Here is a 22,717-nt window from a genome sequence, read left to right as displayed (position 1 = left end):
GATTCTGGTGACTTTTTTACTGCGTAAGCGCAAGGAAAAGAAACCAAAGGTGCGGCACTATGTAAATAGTAATGAGAACGACTATCAATTCGACGTCGTTTTGATATGATTACGCTCAGATTTTGTGATTTGCGTCCTGGAGATACAGAGTGGGTAATAATTTGATGCAGACGGACCTTTCCGTCTGGGGTATGTATCAGCACGCCGATATCGTGGTTAAGTGCGTGATGATTGGGCTGATTTTGGCATCAGTGGTCACCTGGGCTATCTTCTTTAGCAAGAGCCTTGAGTTCTTTACACAGAAGCGCCGCCTTAAGCGTGAACAGCAAATGCTGGCTGAAGCCCGCTCTTTAGATCAGGCAAGTGAGATTGCCGCTGGATTTGATACCAAAAGCCTGGGCTCACTGCTAATTAACGAAGCACAGAACGAGCTGGAACTGTCAGAAGGCAGTGATGACAACGAAGGGATCAAAGAGCGTACCGGATTCCGCCTTGAGCGTCGTGTCGCCGCAGTCGGCCGTCAGATGGGCCGCGGTAATGGATACCTGGCGACCATCGGGGCCATTTCTCCATTTGTGGGGCTATTCGGTACGGTATGGGGCATCATGAATAGCTTCATCGGTATTGCTCAAACTCAAACGACTAACCTGGCCGTTGTTGCACCGGGTATTGCAGAAGCTCTGCTAGCGACTGCAATTGGTCTGGTAGCGGCAATTCCTGCAGTTGTTATCTACAACATCTTCGCACGTCAGATAGGCAGCTACAAAGCTATGCTGGGTGATGTCGCGGCACAGGTGTTGTTGCTGCAAAGTCGCGATCTGGACCTGAGCGCAAGTGCTGCTGCTCATCCGGTACGTGCTGCGCAGAAATTACGTGTAGGATAATGTTCCATGGCAATGAGCTTTAATGAAAACCTGGACGATAACGGTGAAATGCACGAAATAAACGTGACGCCGTTTATCGACGTGATGTTGGTTTTGTTGATCATTTTTATGGTGGCAGCGCCATTGGCAACTGTGGATGTGAAGGTGAATCTCCCTGCATCCACCAGTACGCCGCAACCGCGTCCGGAGAAACCGGTTTACCTGTCAGTGAAAGCCGATAACACCATGTTCATCGGTAACGAGCAGGTGACGGATGAAACCATGATTAGCGAGCTGAACGCGCTGACGGAAGGGAAGAAAGATACCACTATCTTCTTCCGTGCTGATAAGACCGTCGACTATGAAACCATGATGAAAGTAATGGATACGCTGCACCAGGCAGGGTTCCTGAAGATTGGTTTGGTTGGTGAAGAGGTTGTGAAAGCAAAATAACCTCTTTGTTGCCGGGTGATGCTGTTAGCCTTACCCGGCCTTCCACTTCCGCGTTTTCTTCCCCCGTTATCACCTTGGACTATCTGTCTTCGTCCAATGCGACTGTAGTGATTCTGGTCGCTTCGTAGTTCCCCTCTGACAGCTTGCGTGTCAGGCGTAATGTGGCTGTTTCGCGAGCGAGTATATGTTGATATGTGCTTTCCAGGCGTGCCAAGATTTTGTCGCGCAACTCTGGTTGCCGGGCAATGATGGCTTCAATAGCAGCCCCGTAGATCTCTTCTTTAGCCTGCAGGGCATAGATTTCACGGCGATTTTGCCATTTCATACGTACCAGCGCTGCGGGTATTGAGACCATATCCTGAGCTACGCTTTCCAGCGTCGCGTTCTTATTGGCAATTAACACCGCCAGATTTTGCTTTAAGACAAACTCATCACTTTTATGGTTATCTAAAGCTAAATAAACATTATTATCCTCAACATCTTTCATCTTATTTTTCTACCAGAGAATAAAAAATGGGGGCGTCGGTTTCACGAGTAATTAAATTAAGCCAAATTTTATTGCCATGTTCATTTATCATGTTCGTTTTTTGAGTCAGAATTTCACTTAATTCTTGAGAGTTAATGTCACCCTCTGCCTGTAAGGCATTTAGCAAGCGCGTGAACGATTCAATTTTTGCTACGTGAAAAAGGCGTTCTTTTAAATGACGATCGCGCTCTTCAAACAGCATATTTCGTGACTGTCCGGTCGCTGCGGAACTGATCAAAATATCTTTTTCATAATCGCTTAACGTAATCTTTCCCTGAGTCAAATTTTCACTATTTTCTGTGGTGCTGGTATTGCTCGGGGAAGTGGATAAATGAAAGTGAGAGGGAACAAGATGCTCGGGAAGCATGTTGATATATCCTTTGCTGCCAATGATAGGATGTTTTTAATAAGATAGGCCGCGTTGACAATAACATGGGGTAAATTTAAAATCAAAAAAAACGGAGCCTGCATATGAACAGTATATTTTATTCTGTTATTACCCTGCTATTACTTACCTGCGGTGTACTTTTTCTGATGCGTAGTACAAATAAAAACCGATATGCAGAGGATTTTACATTAGCAAACCAACCAGAAATACTAAGCAAAGAAGAGGGTGAAGATCATTTTGCGGTACTGATGAATTCGATCACCCCAGTATGGTACTGGCGGGTTAACCACGAATATATTGATTTTATTCACTCGACGATAAAACGGATGACAATGGTGGAGTTGAATGAAACTCCTGGGCTATTTGACTCACAGCGACGCTGTAGCGATCTCAACTCTGCGGTGTATAAATATTACGACAACATCAAAAAGCGCTGTCTGAGTGGGGAGAAAGTACCACATGCCGATCTCGACGTGCTCAATTTGCGACAATGCTTCAGGGAGTTCAGTCTGGAAGCTTACCCCACACTCGTCGCGCTGGTATGGCCGGAGCACCAGCGTCCGCAGATCAAAGCGGAAGAGATTTGAGGCGTCTGTTATTTCAGTACTGTACTACATCATCATGCCTCTGAACTTTGTGCTCTCGGTAGTTGTGATGACCAGCTGATACGACATAAGTACTGAAACATTCTGGCCGGGGCCGGCAACGCCGCCACCCGGCACAGTATTAAAGACGATTATTTGTCTGATGACGCCTGCCATAGATTAAGCTGACCATCGGCGACGTGTTTATCAATCTGCGCCAGCTCTTCTGCACTGAATGTCAGATTGCTTAATGCCTGAACGTTTTCTTCCAGTTGTTCAGGTCGGCTGGCACCGATTAAGACTGACGTCACCCGGTTATCTTTCAGTAACCAGCTCAACGCCATCTGCGCCATTGACTGTCCGCGTTGTTGCGCCATTTCGTTCAGCAAGCGCAGGCTGTTAATATTCGCCTCCGACAGCATTTTTTCCGTCAGTCCACGAACCTTTTTCCCTTCACGCTGCATGCGCGAACCTTCCGGAATGCCGTTGAGATATTTCCCCGTCAGTAATCCCTGGGCCAGTGGCGTAAAAGCTATGCAGCCCATGCCGTTGGATTCCAGCGTATCGAGCAAACCACTGCTGTCTACCCAGCGGTTAAGCAGGTTGTAGGAGGGTTGGTGGATCAGCAGCGGAATTTTCCATTCCCGCAGCAGCTCTGCCATTTTTTGTGTTCGTTCGGGCGAATAGGATGAAATACCGACATACAGCGCTTTGCCACTTTGCACAGCATGGGCCAGCGCAGCAGCGGTCTCTTCCATTGGCGTGTTTTCATCCACGCGGTGAGAATAGAAGATATCAACGTAATCAAGTCCCATCCGTTTCAGGCTTTGGTCAAGGCTGGCAAGCAGGTACTTGCGCGATCCGCCCGAACCGTATGGTCCCGGCCACATGTCATAGCCTGCTTTGGTGGAGATGATCAATTCATCACGATACTGAGCAAAATCTTCGCGCAGTAATCGGCCAAAATTCTCTTCCGCGCTACCCGGAGGCGGCCCGTAGTTATTGGCTAAATCAAAATGGGTGATCCCCAGATCAAATGCTTTGCGCAGCAGGGCACGCTGTGAATCCAGTGCTTGAACGTGTCCAAAACTATGCCATAAACCCAGCGACAACGCGGGTAAGCGCAAACCGCTACGGCCACAGTAGCGATAGAGCATCTGCTCATAACGTTCAGTATTGGCAAACCAGGCCATGAGATCTCCTTAGTGCAGGTGAATTTCGAAACAACGTTTCTATTCTAGCGGGTTAGCGATGAATATCCCGTTCACAAGTCACATTGGGATGAAAAACTGGGCAAAAACAGGCCGCTGTGCTTTGCTTAAAAAAACATCATGCAGGAGTGGAACTATGCCGCGTTTGACAGCCAAAGACTTTCCACAGGAGCTACTCAATTACTATGACTATTATGCTCACGGTAAAATATCTAAACGAGAGTTCCTCAATATAGCGGCGAAATATGCAGTTGGCGGCATGACGGCGCTGGCATTATTTAATTTGTTGAAACCGAATTATGCCCAGGCGGTGCAGGTGGAATTTACCGATCCCGATATTCTGGCAGAGTACATTACCTACCCGTCACCTGAAGGGCACGGCGATGTGCGGGCTTATCTGGTTAAGCCTGTGAAAGTGTCGGGGAAAATACCTGCGGTCATTGTTGTACATGAGAATCGTGGGTTGAATCCGTATATTGAGGATGTCGCCCGGCGGGTGGCTAAAGCTGGCTATATGGCACTCGCACCGGATGGATTAAGTTCAGTAGGGGGCTATCCGGGGAATGATGATAAAGGCCGGGAATTACAGCAACAGGTTGATCCTGTTAAGTTGATGAACGATTTTTTTGCCGCAGTTGAATTTATGCAGCGTTATCCGACAGCGACGGGGAAGGTCGGCATAACCGGATTTTGCTACGGAGGTGGCGTATCAAATGCAGCGGCTGTCACCTTTCCTGAACTGGCCTGTGCCGTTCCCTTTTATGGGCGGCAGGTGCCTGCGTCAGATGTCCCTAAAATCAATGCACCTTTGTTATTACACTATGCAGCATTAGATGAGCGTATTAATGAAGGCTGGCCAGCTTATGAAGAAGCGCTGAAGGCCAATAAGAAAGTCTATGAAGCATTTATCTATCCTGGGGTTAATCATGGTTTTCACAATGATTCAACGCCGCGTTATGATAAAGCCGCTGCCGATTTAGCCTGGGAGCGGACTATCTCATGGTTTAAAAAATATTTACAATAAAAAACAAGGCATTATTTAGTTAACCTGGTTAGTTATCTGAATAAGAATGCTACCTGGTTTCATTAGCATTCATATTGATATGGCCGGAAAAGACCAAGATGTACTTAAAAAAGTAAAAAAATAACAAACGCATTATATCTTCTCTGCTCTCTGCCGATAACAAGGGTAAGTCTCGCCTGATGGCGAATCCCCTCATCAACGGCAAGGAAATTATTATGCGTTTGCTGAAAAACTTCACTATTCGTATTGTTATGTTGGCAATACTTGGACTTTTTTGCCTGCTCTGGTCGGGCGTGGGTTTATTCAGTCTCCATTCTTTATCAAAAATCTCAGAAGGGAATGATATTGATCGCCATCTGGTACAGCAGATGACGATTCTCAGCCAGGGAAACGATCAGTATTTCCGTTTTGTGACGCGTTTAAGTCGGGCAATGGATGTCAAAATTAGCGGGGGAACACCTGATTTTGTTCCTGCCCAACAATCGCTGAATAACATGAGTAAAAAGCTTGAGGAGATGAAGAAACTGTCTCCAGGGCCGATGGATCCGGAAATTGCTGCCGCAGTACTGGCGAAGTGGCAAGCACTGCTGGACAAAGGCGTGACCCCACAAATGCAGTTGGCGCAGCAGGGAACCCTCACGGCATGGTCAGAACATGCCAGTACCGTCACACCTGCACTGAGCCGTGAATTTGGCGCCAGCGCCGAGCGTTTTAATACCACTGCGGGTGAGAGGCTGGATACGACACGTGTTATGGTTGACAGCAAGACGTCTATCATCCGGACGTTAATTATCACTGCCGTCATCCTGGGGATTGCAATCCTTATCTTTACCGACCGTTACCTCGTTTCAATGATGGTGAAGCCGCTGGCGCGTATTCGCCAACAGTTCCGTCAGATTGCGCAGGGCGATCTCAGTCATCCAATTGAAGAATTAGGGCGTAACTGCGTGGGCCAACTGGTGCCTTTACTGTCCGCGATGCAGGACAGCTTACGTGAAGCTGTGAGCACGATTCGTTCGGGAAGCGACAACATCTGGCGTGGGGCAACAGAAATATCCAGCGGCAATAATGATCTCTCTTCACGTACTGAAGAACAGGCAGCTGCGCTGGAAGAGACCGCAGCCAGCATGGAACAGCTGACCGCAACGGTAAAACTGAACGCTGAAAACGCGCGCGAAGCCAGCCAGCTTGCCGACACTGCGACAGAAACGGCGGGTAAAGGTAGCACGTTAGTTTCGCAAGTGGTCGACACAATGGATGGTATTGCGGCCAGCTCGAAACAGATCGCTGAAATTACCTCAGTTATTAATAGTATCGCCTTCCAGACGAACATTCTGGCGCTCAATGCTGCAGTCGAAGCTGCCAGAGCTGGCGAGCAGGGACGTGGTTTTGCGGTGGTCGCCGGTGAGGTTCGCAATCTCGCCAGTCGTAGTGCCGGGGCGGCGAAAGAGATAGAGACATTAATTGGCGAATCGGCGCGCCGTGTCGATCAGGGGGCTCGTCTGGTTAAAGAGACTGGCTCGACGATGGAAGCAATTCTGCGCGGTGCGACCGAAGTGACCGTCATTATGAAACAAATCGCTTCTGCTTCTGAGGAACAGAATAAAGGTATTTCGCAGGTCAGCGTGGCGATTACGCAAATGGACAGCGTGACCCAGCAGAACGCCGCGCTGGTGGAACAGGTTTCTGCTGCGGCGGTTGCACTGGAGCGGCAGACTGAAGAACTACAGCGCTCTGTACAGCAGTTCCGGCTTTCTGCAAATGATGTGCAATACGCTTCAACTAACACCGCTTCCTCTGCAGAAGAAAGCAGAACACCTGCGACACCTAAAACGGACGAATGGGTGGCCTTTTAATCTGGCACAAAAAAGTGCGTGATACCTCTGGTCTTTGCTTAAAAAATCGCTATATAATTTGTTATATAGAGATTGGAGAATATGCATGGACAACCATTTTGGTAAGGGCCTGATGGCCGGGTTAAACGCCTCAAGTGCGGACAGTGCACGTAAAGTGGCTGGTTTTTGTGCTGACTATAAGCGCGGATTTGTGCTCGGTTTTTCGCATCGTATGTTTGAAAAAACGGGTGATCGACAGCTTAGCGCGTGGGAGGCGGGGATCCTGACGCGTCGTTATGGACTGGATAAAGAGATGGTGATGGATTTCTTTAAAGAGAACCAGTCGAGTACAACAATTCGGTTTTTCATGGCCGGCTATCGGCTCGAAGCTTGATCCAAAAGGGGTATTATCTTGCTTTAATTAATTACACTATTGACCTACGCCTTCGTTTTGTTGCTCCGCCGAAGTATTATAATGCACATAACCATATAAAAAGTGTGGTAAATGGCGCGCCGATCGCAATATGCAACATGCGAATGGTGCAAAATAAAAAGCCAGGTCTTCGCAACGGAATAACAATAAAATGACTGGAGATAATTCTCTCATCAATTCGAACGGCATCAATCGCCGTGATTTCATGAAGCTTTGTGCAGCACTGGCCGCTACCATGGGGCTCAGTAGCAAAGCCGCCGCAGAAATGGCAGAATCAGTTTCCCGTCCTCAGCGCCCGCCAGTTATCTGGATCGGTGCTCAGGAATGTACGGGTTGTACTGAATCTCTGCTTCGTGCGACACACCCTACAGTGGAAAACCTCGTCCTTGAGACAATCTCTCTGGAATACCATGAGGTGCTCTCCGCCGCCTTCGGCCATCAGGTTGAAGAGAATAAACATAACGCTCTGGAGAAGTACAAAGGGCAATATGTTTTGGTGGTAGATGGTTCTATCCCACTAAAAGATAATGGTATTTACTGCATGGTTGCCGGTGAGCCAATTGTGGATCACATCCGTAGAGCGGCAGAAGGTGCAGCAGCTATCATTGCTATCGGCTCTTGTGCCGCATGGGGTGGTGTTGCTGCCGCTGGCGTTAACCCAACGGGTGCCGTCGGTTTGCAAGAAGTTCTGCCAGGCAAAACCATCATCAATATCCCCGGCTGTCCGCCGAACCCGCATAACTTCCTCGCGACTGTCGCGCATATCATCACCTATGGCAAACCACCGAAGCTGGATGCGAAAAACCGTCCGACATTTGCCTACGGTCGTCTGATTCACGAGCATTGTGAACGTCGTCCGCACTTCGATGCTGGCCGCTTTGCCAAAGAGTTTGGCGATGAAGGTCACCGTGAAGGTTGGTGCCTCTACCATCTGGGCTGTAAAGGACCAGAAACGTATGGCAACTGCTCAACATTGCAGTTCTGTGATGTTGGTGGCGTGTGGCCGGTGGCAATTGGTCACCCGTGCTACGGCTGTAACGAAGAGGGCATTGGTTTCCATAAAGGCATTCACCAGCTCGCCCATGTGGAAAACCAGACTCCGCGTTCTGAGAAGCCTGATGTCAACATAAAAGAAGGCGGCAACATTTCAGCCGGGGCTGTTGGGCTGCTTGGTGGCGTAGTAGGACTGGTTGCCGGCGTCAGCGTGATGGCGGTACGTGAACTGGGGCGTCAGCAAAAGAAAGATAACGCTGACTCACGGGGAGAATAACCGTGAACAGACGTAACTTTATTAAAGCAGCCTCCAGCGGAGCGTTGCTGTTGGGCGCTGCGCCGTCCGTCAGCCATGCGGCTGCAGAAAACCGTCCGCCGATCCCGGGTTCTCTCGGGATGCTCTATGACTCGACGCTGTGCGTAGGCTGCCAGGCCTGTGTCACCAAGTGTCAGGATATCAACTTCCCGGCGCGTAACCCGGAAGGCGAGCAAACCTGGTCGAACAACGACAAATTGTCACCGTATACCAACAACATCATTCAGGTGTGGCGTAGCGGAACAGGCGTTAACAAAGATCAGGAAGAGAACGGTTACGCATACATTAAGAAACAGTGTATGCACTGTGTCGATCCTAACTGTGTCTCTGTTTGCCCGGTCTCCGCGCTGAAAAAAGATCCGAAAACCGGCATTGTCCACTATGACAAAGATGTTTGTACCGGGTGTCGCTACTGCATGGTTGCTTGCCCGTACAATGTCCCTAAATACGACTACAACAACCCGTTTGGTGCTCTGCACAAGTGTGAGCTTTGTAACCAGAAAGGTGTTGAACGGCTGGACAAAGGTGGTTTACCGGGGTGTGTTGAAGTGTGTCCTGCTGGTGCCGTGATTTTTGGTACGCGTGAAGAGCTGATGGCTGAGGCGAAAAAACGTCTCGCGCTGAAGCCTGGCAGCGAATACCACTATCCGCGTCAGACAGTGAAAGCCGGTGATACCTATCTGCATACGGTACCGAAGTACTACCCGCACCTGTACGGTGAAAAGGAAGGCGGCGGTACGCAGGTTATGGTGCTGACCGGTGTTCCTTACGAAGATTTGGATCTGCCAAAACTGGATGATCTTTCAACCGGTGCGCGTTCCGAACATGTTCAACATTCCCTGTATAAGGGCATGATTTTACCCCTGGCTGCGCTGGCGGGCTTAACCGTGCTGGTTCGTCGTAACACGAAAAACGACCATCACGATGGAGGAGACGATCATGAGTCATGATCCTAAACCGCTGGGCGGAAAAATAGTCAGCAAACCGGTCATTATTTTTGGGCCGTTAATCGTCCTGTGTATGCTCCTGATCGTGAAACGTCTGGTCTTCGGATTGGGGTCTGTCTCCGATCTGAACGGCGGTTTCCCATGGGGTGTGTGGATCGCGTTTGACCTGTTGATCGGTACTGGCTTCGCGTGCGGCGGTTGGGCGCTGGCGTGGGCAGTATATGTTTTCAACAGAGGGCAATATCATCCGCTGGTTCGCCCGGCGCTACTGGCGAGCCTGTTTGGTTACTCGCTGGGTGGCCTGTCGATCACCATTGACGTAGGTCGCTACTGGAACCTGCCGTATTTCTACATTCCGGGCCACTTTAACGTGAACTCGGTACTGTTCGAAACGGCGGTCTGTATGACCATCTATATCGGCATTATGGCGCTGGAATTTGCTCCGGCCTTGTTTGAGCGTCTGGGGTGGAAAGTCTCCCTCAAGCGTTTGAACAAAGTGATGTTCTTTATTATCGCCCTCGGTGCGCTGCTGCCGACTATGCACCAGTCTTCAATGGGTTCATTGATGATTTCTGCAGGCTATAAGGTCCATCCGCTATGGCAAGCTTATGAAATGTTGCCGCTTTTCTCTGTATTAACCGCCTTCATTATGGGCTTCTCGATCGTCATTTTTGAAGGCTCGTTGGTACAAGCCGGCCTGAAAGGTAACGGTCCGGACGAGAAAAGTTTGTTCATCAAGCTGACAAATACGATTAGCGTCCTGCTGGCGATATTCGTCGTCCTGCGCTTTGGCGAGTTGATCTATCGCGACAAATTGTCGTATGCGTTTGCAGGCGATCTTTACTCCGTGATGTTCTGGATTGAAGTCGTGCTGATGGTCTTCCCGCTGGTAGTCCTGCGCATCGCTAAGCTGCGTAATGACTCGCGTATGCTGTATCTGTCCGCGTTGAGTGCATTGCTGGGCTGTGCGACATGGCGTCTGTCCTATTCGCTGGTGGCATTTAATCCTGGTGGTGGCTACCACTACTTCCCGACATGGGAAGAACTGTTGATTTCTATTGGTTTTGTGGCTATTGAGATTTGTGCATACATCGTACTCATTCGTCTACTGCCGATACTTCCTCCTTTAAAACAAAACGATCAAAATCGTCATGAGGCGAGCAAAGCATGAGCCAGAGAATTACTATTGATCCGGTAACCCGTATTGAAGGCCATTTACGCATCGACTGCGAAATCGAAAATGGCGTGGTATCTAAAGCATGGGCGTCCGGTACCATGTGGCGCGGCATGGAAGAGATTGTGAAGAATCGCGATCCGCGCGATGCATGGATGATTGTGCAGCGTATTTGTGGTGTTTGCACCACGACTCACGCTATCTCTTCTGTGCGTGCAGCAGAAAGCGCACTGAACATTGATGTTCCCGTGAATGCACAGTACATCCGTAACATCATTCTGGCAGCGCACACCACGCATGACCATATCGTGCACTTCTACCAGCTGTCTGCGCTGGACTGGGTGGACATCACCTCTGCGCTGAAAGCCGATCCAGCGAAGGCCTCGGCGATGCTGAACGGTGTGTCGACCTGGCACCTGAACAGTGCGGAAGAGTTCACCAAGGTTCAGAACAAGATTAAAGACCTTGTTGCCAGCGGCCAGTTAGGTATTTTTGCTAATGGTTGCTGGGGCCACCCGGCGATGCAGTTACCGCCGGAAGTGAACCTGATTGCGGTCGCACACTACCTGCAGGCGCTGGAATGCCAGCGTGATGCAAACCGCGTCGTGGCGCTGCTGGGCGGTAAGACACCGCACATTCAGAACCTGGCGGTAGGCGGGGTTGCGAACCCAATTAACCTCGACGGTCTCGGCGTGTTGAACCTTGAACGCCTGATGTACATCAAGTCCTTCATCGATAAGCTGAGCGACTTTGTTGAGCAGGTTTACAAGGTGGATACCGCTGTCATTGCGGCGTTCTATCCGGAGTGGTTGGAACGCGGTCAGGGTGCGGTTAACTATCTGAGCGCGCCGGAATTCCCGACTGACGGTAAAAACGGCAGCTTCCTGTTCCCGGGCGGTTACATCACCGATGCCGATCTGTCGACCTATCGTCCGATCACCTCTCACTCTGATGAATACCTGATTAAAGGGATCCAGGAGAGTGCGAAACACGCGTGGTACAAAGACGAAGCGCCGCAGGCACCGTGGGAAGGCACAACGGTTCCTGATTACACTGGCTGGTCAGATGATGGCAAATACTCCTGGGTTAAAGCACCGACCTTCTACGGTAAAACGGTTGAAGTGGGTCCGCTGGCCAACATGCTGTGTAAGCTGGCAGCGAAACGCGAATCTACCCATGCCAAGCTGAATGAAATCGTTGCAATCTATACGAAGCTGACCGGTAAAACGATCGAAGTAGCGCAACTGCATTCCACGCTGGGCCGTATTATTGGCCGTACCGTTCACTGCTGTGAACTGCAGAACGTTCTGCAGGATCAGTACAATGCGCTGATCGTGAACATCGGTAAAGGCGACCACACAACCTTCGTGAAACCGGATATTCCGGCAACAGGCGAATTCAAAGGTGTCGGTTTCCTTGAAGCGCCGCGCGGTATGCTTTCTCACTGGATGGTGATTAAAGACGGCATTATCAGTAATTACCAGGCGGTTGTTCCGTCAACCTGGAACTCTGGCCCACGTAACTTCAATGACGAAGTAGGGCCGTACGAGCGTTCGCTGGTAGGCACGCCAATCGCTGATCCAAACAAACCGCTGGAAGTGGTTCGTACCATTCACTCCTTCGACCCTTGTATGTCATGTGCGGTGCATGTGGTGGACGTTGACGGGAACGAAGTGGTCTCAGTTAAGGTTCTGTAATGCGGATATTAGTCTTAGGGGTCGGCAATATTTTGCTGACCGACGAAGCCATCGGGGTACGTATCGTTGAGGCATTAGAACAACGATACATCCTGCCAGACTATGTTGACGTTCTGGATGGCGGTACGGCTGGGATGGAACTTCTCGGCGACATGGCGAACAGAGATCATCTGATCATTGCTGACGCCATTGTGTCGAGAAAAAACACGCCGGGAACCATGATGGTCCTGCGGGATGAAGAGATTCCGGCGCTGTTTACCAACAAAATCTCACCGCACCAGCTTGGCCTGGCCGATGTTTTGTCGGCCCTGCGCTTTACCGGCGAGTTCCCGAAAAAACTGACTCTGGTTGGTGTTATTCCGGAATCGCTGGAGCCGCATATCGGTCTCACCCCGACGGTTGAAGCCATGATTGAACCTGCTCTTGAGCAGGTTCTTGCTGCGCTGCGCGAATCGGGTGTGGAAGCGATCCCTCGGGAGACGGCCCATGGCTGAAGAGTTTTTGGGCTTTCAGGCGGCCCCGAAGGAGCAGATTCAGGCTGCGTTTGAAGAAGTAGCCCGACGTTCGATGCACGATCTTTCTTTCTTGCATCCGAATATGCCGGTGTATGTTTCTGATTTTTCGCTGTTTGAAGGGCAGTGGACGGGGTGTGTTATCACGCCCTGGATGCTCAGCGCACTGATTTTCCCGGGGCCAGACCAGGTCTGGCCCGTACGTAAGGTCAGTGAGAAAATCGGGCTGCGTCTGCCGTATGGTGAGATGACATTTACCGTTGGCGAACTTGATGGCGTATCGCAGTACTTTTCCTGTTCGTTGATGTCACCGCTTTCGCACAGCATGTCGGCACAAGAGGGTGTCCGTCTGACTGACGATTGTGCACGAATGTTGTTATCGTTACCTGTTAGCGACCCGAATGCGCCGCAAATGGGACGTCGGGCACTGTTGTTGGGCCGCCGGAGTAGCGAAAATGCATGAGCTGTCTCTTTGCCAGAGCGCGGTTGAAATTATTCAACAGCAGGCAGAGCAGCACGATGTAAAACGTGTTACCGGCGTTTGGCTGGAAATTGGGGCGCTCTCGTGTGTTGAAGAGAGCGCCGTACGTTTCAGTTTTGACATCGTCTGCCAGGGCACGCTGGCGCAGGGATGTGAACTACACATTGATTACAAACCTGCCCAGGCCTGGTGCTGGGATTGCAGTCAGGTCGTGGAGATCACCCAGCATGATGCGCAGTGTCCACTCTGTCAGGGCGATCGTTTGCGGGTTGATGCCGGCGATTCACTGAAAGTTAAAAGTATAGAAGTCGAATAGCCCATAGGTTGCTATGGGGCGGAGTCAGATATGTGTATTGGAGTCCCGGGTCAGGTTCTGGCCGTTGGTGAGGATATTCACCAGCTTGCGCAGGTTGAAGTGTGCGGCATCAAACGAGATGTCAATATTGCCCTGATTTGTGAAGGTGATACAGCCGAGCTGGTTGGGCAATGGGTGCTGGTGCACGTAGGGTTCGCCATGAGCATCATTGATGAAGATGAAGCTAAAGCCACGTTAGATGCACTTCGCCGTATGGAGTATGACGTCACCAGCGCGTGACCACTTCTGAAAATGCCGGATAGCGAACAGGCTAATCCGGCATCTTATTTTAACCCTGACGTTTATCTTCGGTATTCGTGTCGAAGTCGCTGGCGTCATGGCGTTCATGCAACTGCTCGTTAAGCGGACCGTTAGTGCGGTTTACAATGCGACCACGCTTAACCGCCGGGCGTTTTGCAATCTCTTTTGCCCAGCGCTGAACATTTTTATAACTTCCCGCATCAAGGAATTCTGCCGCGTCATAGACGTTCCCCAAAACGACATTGCCAAACCATGGCCATACTGCCATATCGGCAATAGTGTACTCATCCCCTGCCACAAACTGATGATGCGCCAGCTGCTTATCCAGCACGTCGAGTAAACGCTTGGCTTCCATCGTAAAGCGATTGATCGCGTACTCAATTTTAACCGGTGCATAGTTATAGAAGTGTCCGAAGCCACCGCCGAGGAAGGGCGCCGCTCCTTGTAGCCAGAACAACCAGTTCAGCGTTTCGGTACGTTTCGCCAGATCCTGCGGCAGGAAATAACCATACTTTTCCGCCAGATAAAGCAGGATGGCGCCAGACTCAAACACGCGAACTGGCGGGTTTTGCGAATGATCGCGCAAAGCCGGGATCTTGGAGTTGGGATTCACTTCCACAAAGCCGCTGGAAAACTGATCTCCATCGCCAATGCGGATAATCCATGCATCGTATTCCGCGCCCTTCACCCCTTGCGCCAGCAGTTCTTCCAGCATAATCGTGACTTTCTGACCGTTTGGCGTACCCAGCGAGTAAAGCTGCAATGGATGCTTGCCGACTGGCAGCGTTTTCTCGTGTGTGGCACCGGAAACAGGGCGGTTGATATTGGCGAATGCGCCGCCGTTTGATTTATCCCACGTCCAGACTTTCGCGGGCTGATAAGTATTGTCTGACATGTTGACCTGCCTTCTGAGTGGTTGTGTTGAAGCAGTGTAGCAGTTAGGTAGAACTCAATTTAACAGATTGGGACTTTATGTCGCTTTGTGCTGAAAGGGGAAGATAAATATAACCCGTTCATTGTACTCAGACCGTACTCCATCAAGAGGAAATCAATGTAAGACGGAAATTGCTACCGTACTCACCATCAATCATTGGCGGTCAATAAGCAGTAATAATGAAAAAGGGTGTTCCAGGAGTAAGCGGTTATCAGGGACCGGCGGGTGGGTGGGGCGCGGTAAAAGCCGTCACTGCTTCAGTGTTTTCGCAAAAGGCAGTCGTGCGCGACATTATCGCGATGTTTAAAATGAACCAGGTGAAGGGGTTCGACTGCCCGGGTTGCGCATGGCCAGATCCGGGTCATCGTGCGCCGATGGAGCTTTGCGAAAACGGCGTAAAGGCAGTTTCCTGGGAAACCACCACGAAGAAAGCGTCACCGGCGTTTTTTAGCCGCCATCCGGTTTCAACCTTGTGGCAATACAGCGATTATAAACTGGAAAATACAGGCCGTTTGACGCATCCGATGAAATACGATGCCGGAACTGACACCTGGCAGGCTGTCGAGTGGGACATTGCGTTTCAGGAAATTGGCGAACGCCTGCGCAGCTATGATTCAGCACAGCAAGTAGAATTTTACACATCCGGCAGAACCTCAAACGAGGCAGCGTTCCTTTACCAGTTGTTTGCCCGCGAATACGGCAGCAGCAACTTTCCCGATTGTTCAAACATGTGCCACGGCCCAACCAGTGCCGGGCTGACGCGGGCAATCGGTTTGGGGAAAGGAACCGTAGAACTTGACGATTTTAACCATTGTGATCTGGTGATTTGCATTGGACATAATCCTGGTACTAATCATCCGCGCATGCTCACCACGTTACGCGATGTCGCCAACCGTGGGGCCAAAATTATCTCCATCAATCCGCTGACCGAAAGAGGGCTTGAGCGCTTTAGCTTCCCGCAGAGTCCGAAAGAGATGTTCACCGGCCAGGCGACGGAACTCAGCAGCGACTACTACCAGGTCAAAATGGGCGGCGATGCCTCATTGCTCAAGGGTATTATGAAGGCGTTGATCGAAATGGATGAGGCGCGGATCTTGCTCGATCAACCGCCGACACTCGATCATGCGTTTATTGATGAACATACCGCCGGATATTCTGCGCTGTATGAGGATTTACGCCAGCGTAGTTGGGCGGAACTGGAACTGGATTCCGGTCTGACGCGTAGCCAGATGGAAGATCTGGCACACAACTACAATAAGTCCCGCGCCACCATCATTTGTTACGGACTGGGTATCACCCAGCATAAAAACGGTACGGAAAATGTTCAGCAACTGGTGAACCTGCTGTTGCTTAAAGGCAACATCGGTAAGACGGGGGCGGGGATTTGCCCTCTGCGTGGTCATTCGAATGTACAGGGTGACCGTTCTGTGGGGATCAATGAGGCGGCATCAGAAGATTTCCTGCAGCGGCTCGAAGCACATTTTTCTATCACCGTTGCGCGTAAACATGGTCGATCCAGCGTGGAAAGTATTCGGGCAATCGAACGGGGCGAGGCGAAAGCCCTCATTTGCATGGGAGGTAACCTGGCGGTGGCGATGCCAGAACCGCAACGTACCTTCGCGGCGATAAAAAAGCTGGATATGCAGGTCCATATCGCGACCAAGCTGAACCGATCGCATTTGCTGCTGGCAAAACACAATTACCTGTTGCCTGCGCTGGGCAGAACGGAACGCGATATACAGGCTACCGGTGTTCAGTCTGTAACCGTCGAGGATTCGATGTCGATGGTGCATGCCTCCTGCGGTGGGCTGAAGCCGGCCTCCAGATGGTTAAAATCCGAACCCGCCATTGTGGCTGGAATGGCACGCGCCACACTTCTTCATTCGCCGGTAAACTGGGAAGACTTAGCAGGTAATTACGCGCTGATCCGCGAGGCTATCGAAGCCGTTATCCCGGAGTTTCATGATTACAATGCACGTATCGCTGAGCCGGGTGGGTTTCGCATGGATACGCCAGCATCACGTCGCGAGTGGCGAACTGCGAATGGTAAAGCCAACTTTGTCGTCAGCCGTCAGCGCGCAATCGAACGTGAAAACCAACCTGCTTATGCGCTGGTGCTGGCAACGTTGCGTAGCCACGACCAGTACAACACCACTATTTATGGGATGAACGACCGTTACCGTGGCATTACCGGTCGGCGCGATGTGGTTTTTTTAAGTGAAGATGAAGCGACTGCTCGTGGTCTGATTCAAGGTGATGTTGTGAACGTTCAGGCACTGGACGATAGCGGGCAGCCTTGTGTTGAACGCATGATGTACGGGCTAACGGTGGTGATTTACGACATGGCGGCGGGTTCCATTGGTGCGTATTTGCCGGAAGCGAACGTGCTGCTGTCACTCGATGCGGTCGACACGGAAAGTTTGACCCCGGCATATAAAAGCGTACCGGTTATCCTGATGAAAGCGTAGTTCCTGATGTGAATTTTTCTCCTCTGAGCGCCAGTCGCTGCGTTGAGGTGTATGATAGGTCGACCTCTGTCCGGTTAGTGTCGCAGAGCAGGCAATCAGAGCGAAAATTCACGCCAGACTGCTCAGGCTGTATTGTTTTGAGGTAAGGTGCATGAGCAAAGGAACGACCAGTCAGGATGCCCCATTCGGGACATTATTGGGCTACGCCCCAGGCGGCGTAGCAATCTACTCTTCAGATTACAGCTCCCTCGACCCGCGGGACTATGACGATGATGCCGCCTTTCGCAGCTATATCGACGATGAATATATGGGCCACAAATGGCAGTGCGTTGAGTTTGCGCGCCGCTTTCTTTTCCTCAACTATGGTGTGGTGTTCACGGATGTGGGCATGGCGTGGGAGATCTTCTCCTTGCGCTTTCTGCGTGAAGTCGTGAATGACAATATCCTGCCGCTTCAGGCATTCCCCAACGGCTCACCCCGGGCACCGGTAGCAGGTGCGCTGCTTATTTGGCAAAAAGGTGGCGAGTTCAAAGATACCGGCCATGTGGCAATTATCACCCAACTACTGGAAAACAAAATCCGCATTGCTGAACAGAATGTGATCCACACGCCGCTGCCTCCTGGACAGCAGTGGACTCGCGAACTGGAGATGGTGGTCGAAAATGGCTGCTACACGCTGCGTGATACCTTTGATGACACCACGATCCTTGGCTGGATGATCCAGACTGACGACACCCGATACAGCCTGCCGCAGCCGGAAATCGCCAACGAGTCATTGAAAATTGACGGTGCACGCCTGGAAGATAAAGGGCAATTTGATGGCAAATGGCTGGATGAGCAGGATCCGCTACAAAAAGCCTACGTGCTGGCGAACGGACACGTGATTAATCAGGACCCACACCAGTACTTCACCATTACCGAGAGTGCAGAGCAGGAGCTGATAAAAGCGACCAACGAGCTGCATCTGATGTATCTCCACGCCACTGATAAAGTGCTGAAAGACGATAATCTGCTGGCTCTGTTTGATATCCCGAAAATCCTCTGGCCACGACTGCGCCTTTCCTGGCAGCGTCGTCGCCATCATATGATCACCGGTCGTATGGATTTTTGTATGGATGAGCGTGGGCTGAAGGTATACGAATACAACGCCGATTCTGCATCGTGCCATACTGAAGCCGGCCTGATCCTTGAAAGATGGGCTGAACGGGGTTACACGGGGCAGGGGCACAATCCTGCAGAAGGGTTGATTAACGAACTGGCGGGCGCCTGGAAGCACAGTCGTGCGCGTCCTTTCGTGCATATCATGCAGGATAAGGACATTGAGGAGAACTACCACGCGCAGTTTATGCAGCAGGCGCTACATCAGGCTGGTTTCGAGAGCAAAATCCTGCGTGGTCTGGACGAGTTGCGTTGGGATGAAGCGGGACAACTGATTGATGGCGACGGTCGTCTGGTGAACTGTGTCTGGAAAACCTGGGCATGGGAAACCGCGATTGAGCAGGTGCGCGAGGTGAGCGAAACCGAGTACGCCGCTGTTCCGATTCGTACCGGACACACCCACCAGGAAGTGCGCTTGATCGACGTGCTGCTGCGCCCGGAAGTGCTGGTCTTTGAGCCACTGTGGACGGTTATTCCCGGTAATAAGGCGATTTTGCCGATCCTGTGGCAACTGTTCCCACATCATCGCTATCTGCTTGATACGGATTTCACTGTCAACGACGAACTGGCACAAACCGGTTATGCGGTGAAACCTATTGCAGGACGTTGTGGCAGCAACATCGATCTGGTGAGTCATGAGGAAGAGTTACTGGATAAGACCAGCGGTAAGTTCGCTGAGCAGAAGAACATTTACCAACAGCTTTGGTGTCTGCCAAAGGTTGCTGGTAAATATATTCAGGTCTGTACGTTCACCGTAGGCGGTAACTACGGTGGCACCTGCCTGCGCGGTGATGAGTCGCTGGTGATTAAAAAAGAGAGCGATATCGAACCGTTGATTGTGGTGAAGGCGTAGCCTTGTTATCCCCGTGCTGGCTGATTTGCCATCGCGGGGTTTTAACGAGCGAGCCGTAATTGAAAATCCAAAAAGTAAAAACCGCCATCAGGGCGGTTTTTTTTGAATAGTGGTGTTGGGTCTGGACTTACAGTGCACACTGGCCATCGCTGCACCCTGATGTTACAGGTTCTTCTGAGGGAACAGACAGAGATTCGCTCAACAACGCGCCGATTTCTGCCCCCAGTGCCAGGTCGTCTACCTGACCAAAATATTGCTGGCGTAAGTATCCCTGCTGATCAATTAACGTCAGTGTCGGTGTACCGCGCATAGTGTAGGCCTGCATGGTTTGAGGAATGTCGCTTTCCGCAGACGGCATGTCCACTCCGACGGGAAAGGGGATACGGTATTCTGAAAGAAAGGTTTTCAGCGCTTGTGCGGTCATCACATCATGATGTTCGAAAACAGTGTGTAGCCCGATCACTGCCACCTTATCCTGCGGAAAAGTGGCGTAAACGCGAGAAACCTGCGGTAACCCGTGAGATACACAGCCTGGACACAGCATCTGGAATGATTCCATCACCACGACCTTGCCGCGCAGTGACTCCAGGGTTATCGGCTGTGGTGTATTAAACCAGCGTTCAACAGTCAGGGCTGGTGCGCGCGGATGACGAATCTTATTCATGTTCTCTCCAGAATCCGCATGGATCTGCGGGTTAGTATCAGTTACTGGTTTACTTTACCCGGCAGCATTGGTTTACGAAGGTAACTTTAAATACATCCTCGACGCAAAGCAGCAGCGCGTGAACGGATGCATTAGCCCGTCATACCGGCCAACCCGCGTGAAAGAAAATGGCGACTCTCCCTGTGGGATAATAGTATCGACTCGGTATCATTCGATTGTATGCGCAGGCAGAATCGCCTGTCAATATGGTTTTGATTCGATACTATATGCAAGGCAAACTCCACACCCAGGCTGGAAGGTGTGCTTATCGGATATGTTTACTGGTAAACAGGAACGGGTTGAGGTGACCTTGAAAAGGGACAGGTCAGGATAAGCCGTTAGCTTTGGTACTCTGCTTTGCTGACACAAACGTTTGTCGGAGAAAAGGTATTCCCTAACAGATAAGCGTTGTTAATTTCATAAATCTGTACGCGTTTTTCAGGCATAGACAGGTCAAATATATTACGGGTAAACAACTTATCAGGAACGTCATCGATATTATGTTTGTTCATTTTCATCTCGTTCATAAACACAGTACCGTTTTCTTCAATTCGATAATCGAAGCTGACAGAACGTTGCAAGATGAGTTGTTTTTCGGGACGGTTGCCTGATTCTGCTTGCGTTGATATGACGCCAGCAAAATCCAAAATGCCAGTGTTATCTTTCTGGAGTTGAACCATCAGGCTGCCATTGTATTTCCCGCCTCCAGGTAGTTCAGGAAGCGAAAGTATGGAAATGCAGCGCACACTTATCCCGTGATGAGCAGGAATGACTGTCACACCATTAAGACTTAACAGGGCGCTGCATACCAGCAACATGGCTGAGGAAGAAAGCAATATTTTATTTTTAATATTCATGTATATATACATCCTTGCATCCGGCAAATTTCGTTTTTTCTGCATTTTTGAAAGTACAGCGGGACAGAAAAACACGCCCCTTTTCGCCGTAAACATACAGGTCGTCAGGCTGAAAAATAAATGATGCACCGGGCTGACATTTCAGGTGTAAATCAGCCATCTTTCTGGCCTGCTCAAGCTTGACTGGAGCCACTTCTTGCGAACTTTTATAAAGGGTATAAACCGGACATTGGTCAATGTTGCCGAGTTTGTGCAATGGCAGGACAGGAATGCTGTTTTCTTTGCCACTAAATAAAGACATTACCGGGTAAGAAAGCATAAACAGCGAGAGGCAGATGGTAGTGAGCAGCGCTATTTTTACTCGCTTCGAAATCGGGGGGATGATTTTAGCGATGTGAGGGGGGGAGAAGGAGACACGAGGATGCTCTTCTGCCACAGATATTAAACCCTCAGCAATAAAAAAGCCCACGCGTGGCACAGTCTGAATGATTTCTTGCTCACAACCAAGCTCCAGCAATCCTTTGCGAATCAGGGAAATATACTGGCTCAGTGAGTTATTTGATGCCTGCAGACCATTTTTGTCCCAGACATTGATGAACATCTCTTCTCTGGCGACGACTTTCCCTTGCTGCTGCAGCAGATAAGTCAGGATTCGGTTTGCTGTAATAGATAGCATTACTGAATTGTCAGGTATACTCAGGCTTGTCAAAACACCGTCATCACTTCTGAATGTAACTTCATTGTTAATAATATATTTCATTTTTTATTCATTAACAGAGTATCACTTAATTATAAACCATCACAATTCTTCTTTCTTGTTGCAGAATGATGAACTGCCTGATTGCCTAAAATGTAGTGTTTTATTTTTTTCTTTTGACATAAAAATTTAAAGTATCAGTTTAAATATCTATAGATGCGTATTTTTTTGATACAAATACCTGGTTTTTTTGAGGGGTTTTATTCTAGACTCGTTTTTTTTTTGATAAAAACTCCCTGAAACATACAGTTCCAATATGTCGTTATTCCCTCGGATATCCGGAATGTTAAGGCGCACAACAGTAGCTATCATTTCTGCTAAACAGGAATTACTTCGTTCTTACTCATGGTTCTTACCTTCATTATTCTATTGATACGTTACTGAAAAGCGCTGATACGGACAAGATTTTGTGTTTCTGCATCGCTATTCATTTGCTCAAGTTGATAAGGGATCAGGCGCGTTAATATCAACGTGTGGCGAGGTAATATTTATCTCATAACGATTAAGGTTCTCCAGAGTCATTAGGTCATTGATTGATTTGTAAATGACCGATGTTTTTAGAAGATGGTGTTTCACCCTTCATGAAAGGGCTAAAAAATCACACTAATAAAATAATAGAAAAATTGCAAAGCATCAAGAGACTTAAAACATTGGCCAGTAGCGTGTGATGCTTTTCGCTTATTATATACGACAAGCAAAGTCTTTGAACCTGCAAAATTGGCGAATTGTGAAGTGAAGTTTTTCCAACTGCAGTCGTAGTCATCGTCCATGAATGTAATTTTTTGCAAATCAAGTGGGTTGAACTTTTTATTATAAAGATTATAGTATGAGATTAGTCTTATAGATATCTTTGTCTGTATTCAAATTCTAATTTTAAATGAATGGAGACTTATTATCATTTGAATTTTTGCAGTCTTTTAATAAGCTGGAATTG

Annotated in this window: 23 protein-coding genes; 16 read left to right on the top strand and 7 right to left on the bottom strand. The window is 49.7% G+C overall.

From position 1 onward, the window contains the following. Positions 1–149 precede the first annotated feature (149 nt). Together exbB and exbD are read left to right on the top strand one after the other, a co-directional pair. On the top strand, positions 150–884 hold the full coding sequence (gene exbB / locus OGX98_RS13075; protein ID WP_045447548.1) for a tol-pal system-associated acyl-CoA thioesterase: 735 nt from the start codon (positions 150–152) through the stop codon (positions 882–884). 6 nt (positions 885–890) lie between these two features. Further along, positions 891–1,316 carry a TonB system transport protein ExbD gene (exbD, locus tag OGX98_RS13070; RefSeq protein ID WP_045447545.1) on the top strand — a complete coding sequence of 142 codons (426 nt, stop codon included), beginning with the start codon at positions 891–893 and terminating at the stop codon, positions 1,314–1,316. 79 nt (positions 1,317–1,395) lie between these two features. Here exbD and OGX98_RS13065 read toward each other — a convergent pair whose 3' ends face one another. Beyond that, positions 1,396–1,803, bottom strand: a complete 408-nt coding sequence (locus OGX98_RS13065) for a hypothetical protein (RefSeq protein ID WP_048220547.1) — start codon at positions 1,801–1,803, stop codon at positions 1,396–1,398. A gap of 1 nt (position 1,804) precedes the next feature. Next, positions 1,805–2,209: a hypothetical protein gene (locus tag OGX98_RS13060; protein ID WP_200010004.1), complete on the bottom strand. Its 405-nt coding sequence runs from the start codon at positions 2,207–2,209 to the stop codon at positions 1,805–1,807. Positions 2,210–2,313: 104 nt separating this feature from the next. Between OGX98_RS13060 and OGX98_RS13055 the strand changes: the two genes are divergently transcribed. After that, positions 2,314–2,817 (top strand): ESA_00282 family adhesion-associated protein, encoded by a 504-nt coding sequence (locus OGX98_RS13055; RefSeq protein WP_286595369.1) that lies wholly within the window; start codon positions 2,314–2,316, stop codon positions 2,815–2,817. 149 nt (positions 2,818–2,966) lie between these two features. Here OGX98_RS13055 and OGX98_RS13050 read toward each other — a convergent pair whose 3' ends face one another. Next, a complete protein-coding gene (locus tag OGX98_RS13050) occupies positions 2,967–4,007 on the bottom strand; it encodes an aldo/keto reductase (RefSeq protein WP_286595368.1) in 1,041 nt (346 codons plus the stop codon). Positions 4,008–4,161: 154 nt separating this feature from the next. On the opposite strand from OGX98_RS13050, the gene yghX reads away from it, so the two are divergent. The 11 genes from yghX (at position 4,162) to hybG (ending at position 14,032) form a co-directional block, all read left to right on the top strand. Beyond that, on the top strand, positions 4,162–5,049 hold the full coding sequence (gene yghX / locus OGX98_RS13045; RefSeq protein WP_045447530.1) for a YghX family hydrolase: 888 nt from the start codon (positions 4,162–4,164) through the stop codon (positions 5,047–5,049). A gap of 215 nt (positions 5,050–5,264) precedes the next feature. Further along, positions 5,265–6,905, top strand: coding sequence for a methyl-accepting chemotaxis protein (locus OGX98_RS13040; RefSeq protein ID WP_286595367.1), 1,641 nt, complete (start codon positions 5,265–5,267; stop codon positions 6,903–6,905). 85 nt (positions 6,906–6,990) lie between these two features. Continuing rightward, positions 6,991–7,278 (top strand): DUF2623 family protein, encoded by a 288-nt coding sequence (locus OGX98_RS13035; RefSeq protein WP_045447525.1) that lies wholly within the window; start codon positions 6,991–6,993, stop codon positions 7,276–7,278. Between the two features lie 190 nt (positions 7,279–7,468). Beyond that, positions 7,469–8,587 (top strand): hydrogenase 2 small subunit, encoded by a 1,119-nt coding sequence (hybO, locus tag OGX98_RS13030; protein WP_045447522.1) that lies wholly within the window; start codon positions 7,469–7,471, stop codon positions 8,585–8,587. Positions 8,588–8,589: 2 nt separating this feature from the next. Then, positions 8,590–9,576, top strand: a complete 987-nt coding sequence (gene hybA, locus OGX98_RS13025; protein WP_045447519.1) for a hydrogenase 2 operon protein HybA — start codon at positions 8,590–8,592, stop codon at positions 9,574–9,576. Next, positions 9,566–10,744 (top strand): Ni/Fe-hydrogenase cytochrome b subunit, encoded by a 1,179-nt coding sequence (gene hybB / locus OGX98_RS13020; RefSeq protein WP_045447516.1) that lies wholly within the window; start codon positions 9,566–9,568, stop codon positions 10,742–10,744. The genes hybA and hybB overlap by 11 nt, the downstream gene beginning before the upstream one ends. Then, the gene (gene hybC, locus OGX98_RS13015; protein ID WP_045447513.1) at positions 10,741–12,444 is read left to right on the top strand and encodes a hydrogenase 2 large subunit; all 1,704 of its coding nucleotides are present in this window, start codon (positions 10,741–10,743) and stop codon (positions 12,442–12,444) included. Before hybB ends, hybC begins: the two co-directional genes overlap by 4 nt. After that, complete coding sequence (locus tag OGX98_RS13010) at positions 12,444–12,938, top strand: HyaD/HybD family hydrogenase maturation endopeptidase (RefSeq protein ID WP_045447510.1); 495 nt, start codon at positions 12,444–12,446, stop codon at positions 12,936–12,938. The genes hybC and OGX98_RS13010 overlap by 1 nt, the downstream gene beginning before the upstream one ends. Beyond that, positions 12,931–13,419, top strand: coding sequence for a hydrogenase-2 assembly chaperone (gene hybE / locus OGX98_RS13005; RefSeq protein WP_045447507.1), 489 nt, complete (start codon positions 12,931–12,933; stop codon positions 13,417–13,419). Before OGX98_RS13010 ends, hybE begins: the two co-directional genes overlap by 8 nt. Further along, positions 13,412–13,753, top strand: coding sequence for a hydrogenase maturation nickel metallochaperone HypA (hypA, locus tag OGX98_RS13000; protein ID WP_045447504.1), 342 nt, complete (start codon positions 13,412–13,414; stop codon positions 13,751–13,753). The genes hybE and hypA overlap by 8 nt, the downstream gene beginning before the upstream one ends. A gap of 30 nt (positions 13,754–13,783) precedes the next feature. Further along, positions 13,784–14,032: a hydrogenase maturation factor HybG gene (gene hybG / locus OGX98_RS12995; RefSeq protein WP_003024459.1), complete on the top strand. Its 249-nt coding sequence runs from the start codon at positions 13,784–13,786 to the stop codon at positions 14,030–14,032. Positions 14,033–14,081: 49 nt separating this feature from the next. Here the strand turns inward: hybG and yghU are convergent, their stop codons facing one another. Then, the gene (gene yghU / locus OGX98_RS12990) at positions 14,082–14,948 is read right to left on the bottom strand and encodes a glutathione-dependent disulfide-bond oxidoreductase (protein WP_045447499.1); all 867 of its coding nucleotides are present in this window, start codon (positions 14,946–14,948) and stop codon (positions 14,082–14,084) included. 218 nt (positions 14,949–15,166) lie between these two features. On the opposite strand from yghU, the gene OGX98_RS12985 reads away from it, so the two are divergent. Together OGX98_RS12985 and gss are read left to right on the top strand one after the other, a co-directional pair. Then, positions 15,167–17,455 (top strand): FdhF/YdeP family oxidoreductase, encoded by a 2,289-nt coding sequence (locus OGX98_RS12985; protein WP_286595366.1) that lies wholly within the window; start codon positions 15,167–15,169, stop codon positions 17,453–17,455. Positions 17,456–17,606: 151 nt separating this feature from the next. Next, positions 17,607–19,466: a bifunctional glutathionylspermidine amidase/synthase gene (gene gss, locus OGX98_RS12980; RefSeq protein ID WP_048220563.1), complete on the top strand. Its 1,860-nt coding sequence runs from the start codon at positions 17,607–17,609 to the stop codon at positions 19,464–19,466. A 127-nt stretch (positions 19,467–19,593) separates the two neighbouring features. On the opposite strand, the gene OGX98_RS12975 is transcribed toward gss, so the two are convergent. From OGX98_RS12975 to OGX98_RS12965, 3 genes are all read right to left on the bottom strand, one after another. Beyond that, on the bottom strand, positions 19,594–20,130 hold the full coding sequence (locus OGX98_RS12975) for a redoxin domain-containing protein (protein WP_286595365.1): 537 nt from the start codon (positions 20,128–20,130) through the stop codon (positions 19,594–19,596). Positions 20,131–20,507: 377 nt separating this feature from the next. Continuing rightward, on the bottom strand, positions 20,508–21,026 hold the full coding sequence (locus OGX98_RS12970) for a FidL-like protein (protein ID WP_048220566.1): 519 nt from the start codon (positions 21,024–21,026) through the stop codon (positions 20,508–20,510). Then, positions 21,016–21,786, bottom strand: a complete 771-nt coding sequence (locus OGX98_RS12965; protein ID WP_286595363.1) for a winged helix-turn-helix domain-containing protein — start codon at positions 21,784–21,786, stop codon at positions 21,016–21,018. The genes OGX98_RS12970 and OGX98_RS12965 overlap by 11 nt, the downstream gene beginning before the upstream one ends. Positions 21,787–22,717 lie beyond the last annotated feature (931 nt).

Origin of the sequence: Citrobacter sp. Cm046, from assembly GCF_030333065.1 — a bacterium.
In the GTDB taxonomy this organism is placed as follows: Bacteria; Pseudomonadota; Gammaproteobacteria; order Enterobacterales; family Enterobacteriaceae; genus Citrobacter; species Citrobacter murliniae.
This window is presented reverse-complemented; position numbering and strand designations above follow the sequence as displayed.

Bases quoted from the DNA above. Each gene is read 5' to 3' on its own strand.
- OGX98_RS13060 (WP_200010004.1), bottom strand. From the start codon at position 2,209: ATGCTTCCCGAGCATCTTGTTCCCTCTCACTTTCATTTATCCACTTCC.
- gss (WP_048220563.1), top strand. From the start codon at position 17,607: ATGAGCAAAGGAACGACCAGTCAGGATGCCCCATTCGGGACATTATTG.
- yghX (WP_045447530.1), top strand. From the start codon at position 4,162: ATGCCGCGTTTGACAGCCAAAGACTTTCCACAGGAGCTACTCAATTAC.
- OGX98_RS13010 (WP_045447510.1), top strand. From the start codon at position 12,444: ATGCGGATATTAGTCTTAGGGGTCGGCAATATTTTGCTGACCGACGAA.
- OGX98_RS13050 (WP_286595368.1), bottom strand. From the start codon at position 4,007: ATGGCCTGGTTTGCCAATACTGAACGTTATGAGCAGATGCTCTATCGC.
- hypA (WP_045447504.1), top strand. From the start codon at position 13,412: ATGCATGAGCTGTCTCTTTGCCAGAGCGCGGTTGAAATTATTCAACAG.
- OGX98_RS13040 (WP_286595367.1), top strand. From the start codon at position 5,265: ATGCGTTTGCTGAAAAACTTCACTATTCGTATTGTTATGTTGGCAATA.
- OGX98_RS13065 (WP_048220547.1), bottom strand. From the start codon at position 1,803: ATGAAAGATGTTGAGGATAATAATGTTTATTTAGCTTTAGATAACCAT.
- OGX98_RS12970 (WP_048220566.1), bottom strand. From the start codon at position 21,026: ATGAATATTAAAAATAAAATATTGCTTTCTTCCTCAGCCATGTTGCTG.
- hybC (WP_045447513.1), top strand. From the start codon at position 10,741: ATGAGCCAGAGAATTACTATTGATCCGGTAACCCGTATTGAAGGCCAT.
- OGX98_RS13035 (WP_045447525.1), top strand. From the start codon at position 6,991: ATGGACAACCATTTTGGTAAGGGCCTGATGGCCGGGTTAAACGCCTCA.
- yghU (WP_045447499.1), bottom strand. From the start codon at position 14,948: ATGTCAGACAATACTTATCAGCCCGCGAAAGTCTGGACGTGGGATAAA.
- hybG (WP_003024459.1), top strand. From the start codon at position 13,784: ATGTGTATTGGAGTCCCGGGTCAGGTTCTGGCCGTTGGTGAGGATATT.
- OGX98_RS12985 (WP_286595366.1), top strand. From the start codon at position 15,167: ATGAAAAAGGGTGTTCCAGGAGTAAGCGGTTATCAGGGACCGGCGGGT.
- exbD (WP_045447545.1), top strand. From the start codon at position 891: ATGGCAATGAGCTTTAATGAAAACCTGGACGATAACGGTGAAATGCAC.
- hybB (WP_045447516.1), top strand. From the start codon at position 9,566: ATGAGTCATGATCCTAAACCGCTGGGCGGAAAAATAGTCAGCAAACCG.
- OGX98_RS12965 (WP_286595363.1), bottom strand. From the start codon at position 21,786: ATGAAATATATTATTAACAATGAAGTTACATTCAGAAGTGATGACGGT.
- hybE (WP_045447507.1), top strand. From the start codon at position 12,931: ATGGCTGAAGAGTTTTTGGGCTTTCAGGCGGCCCCGAAGGAGCAGATT.
- hybO (WP_045447522.1), top strand. From the start codon at position 7,469: ATGACTGGAGATAATTCTCTCATCAATTCGAACGGCATCAATCGCCGT.
- OGX98_RS12975 (WP_286595365.1), bottom strand. From the start codon at position 20,130: ATGAATAAGATTCGTCATCCGCGCGCACCAGCCCTGACTGTTGAACGC.
- OGX98_RS13055 (WP_286595369.1), top strand. From the start codon at position 2,314: ATGAACAGTATATTTTATTCTGTTATTACCCTGCTATTACTTACCTGC.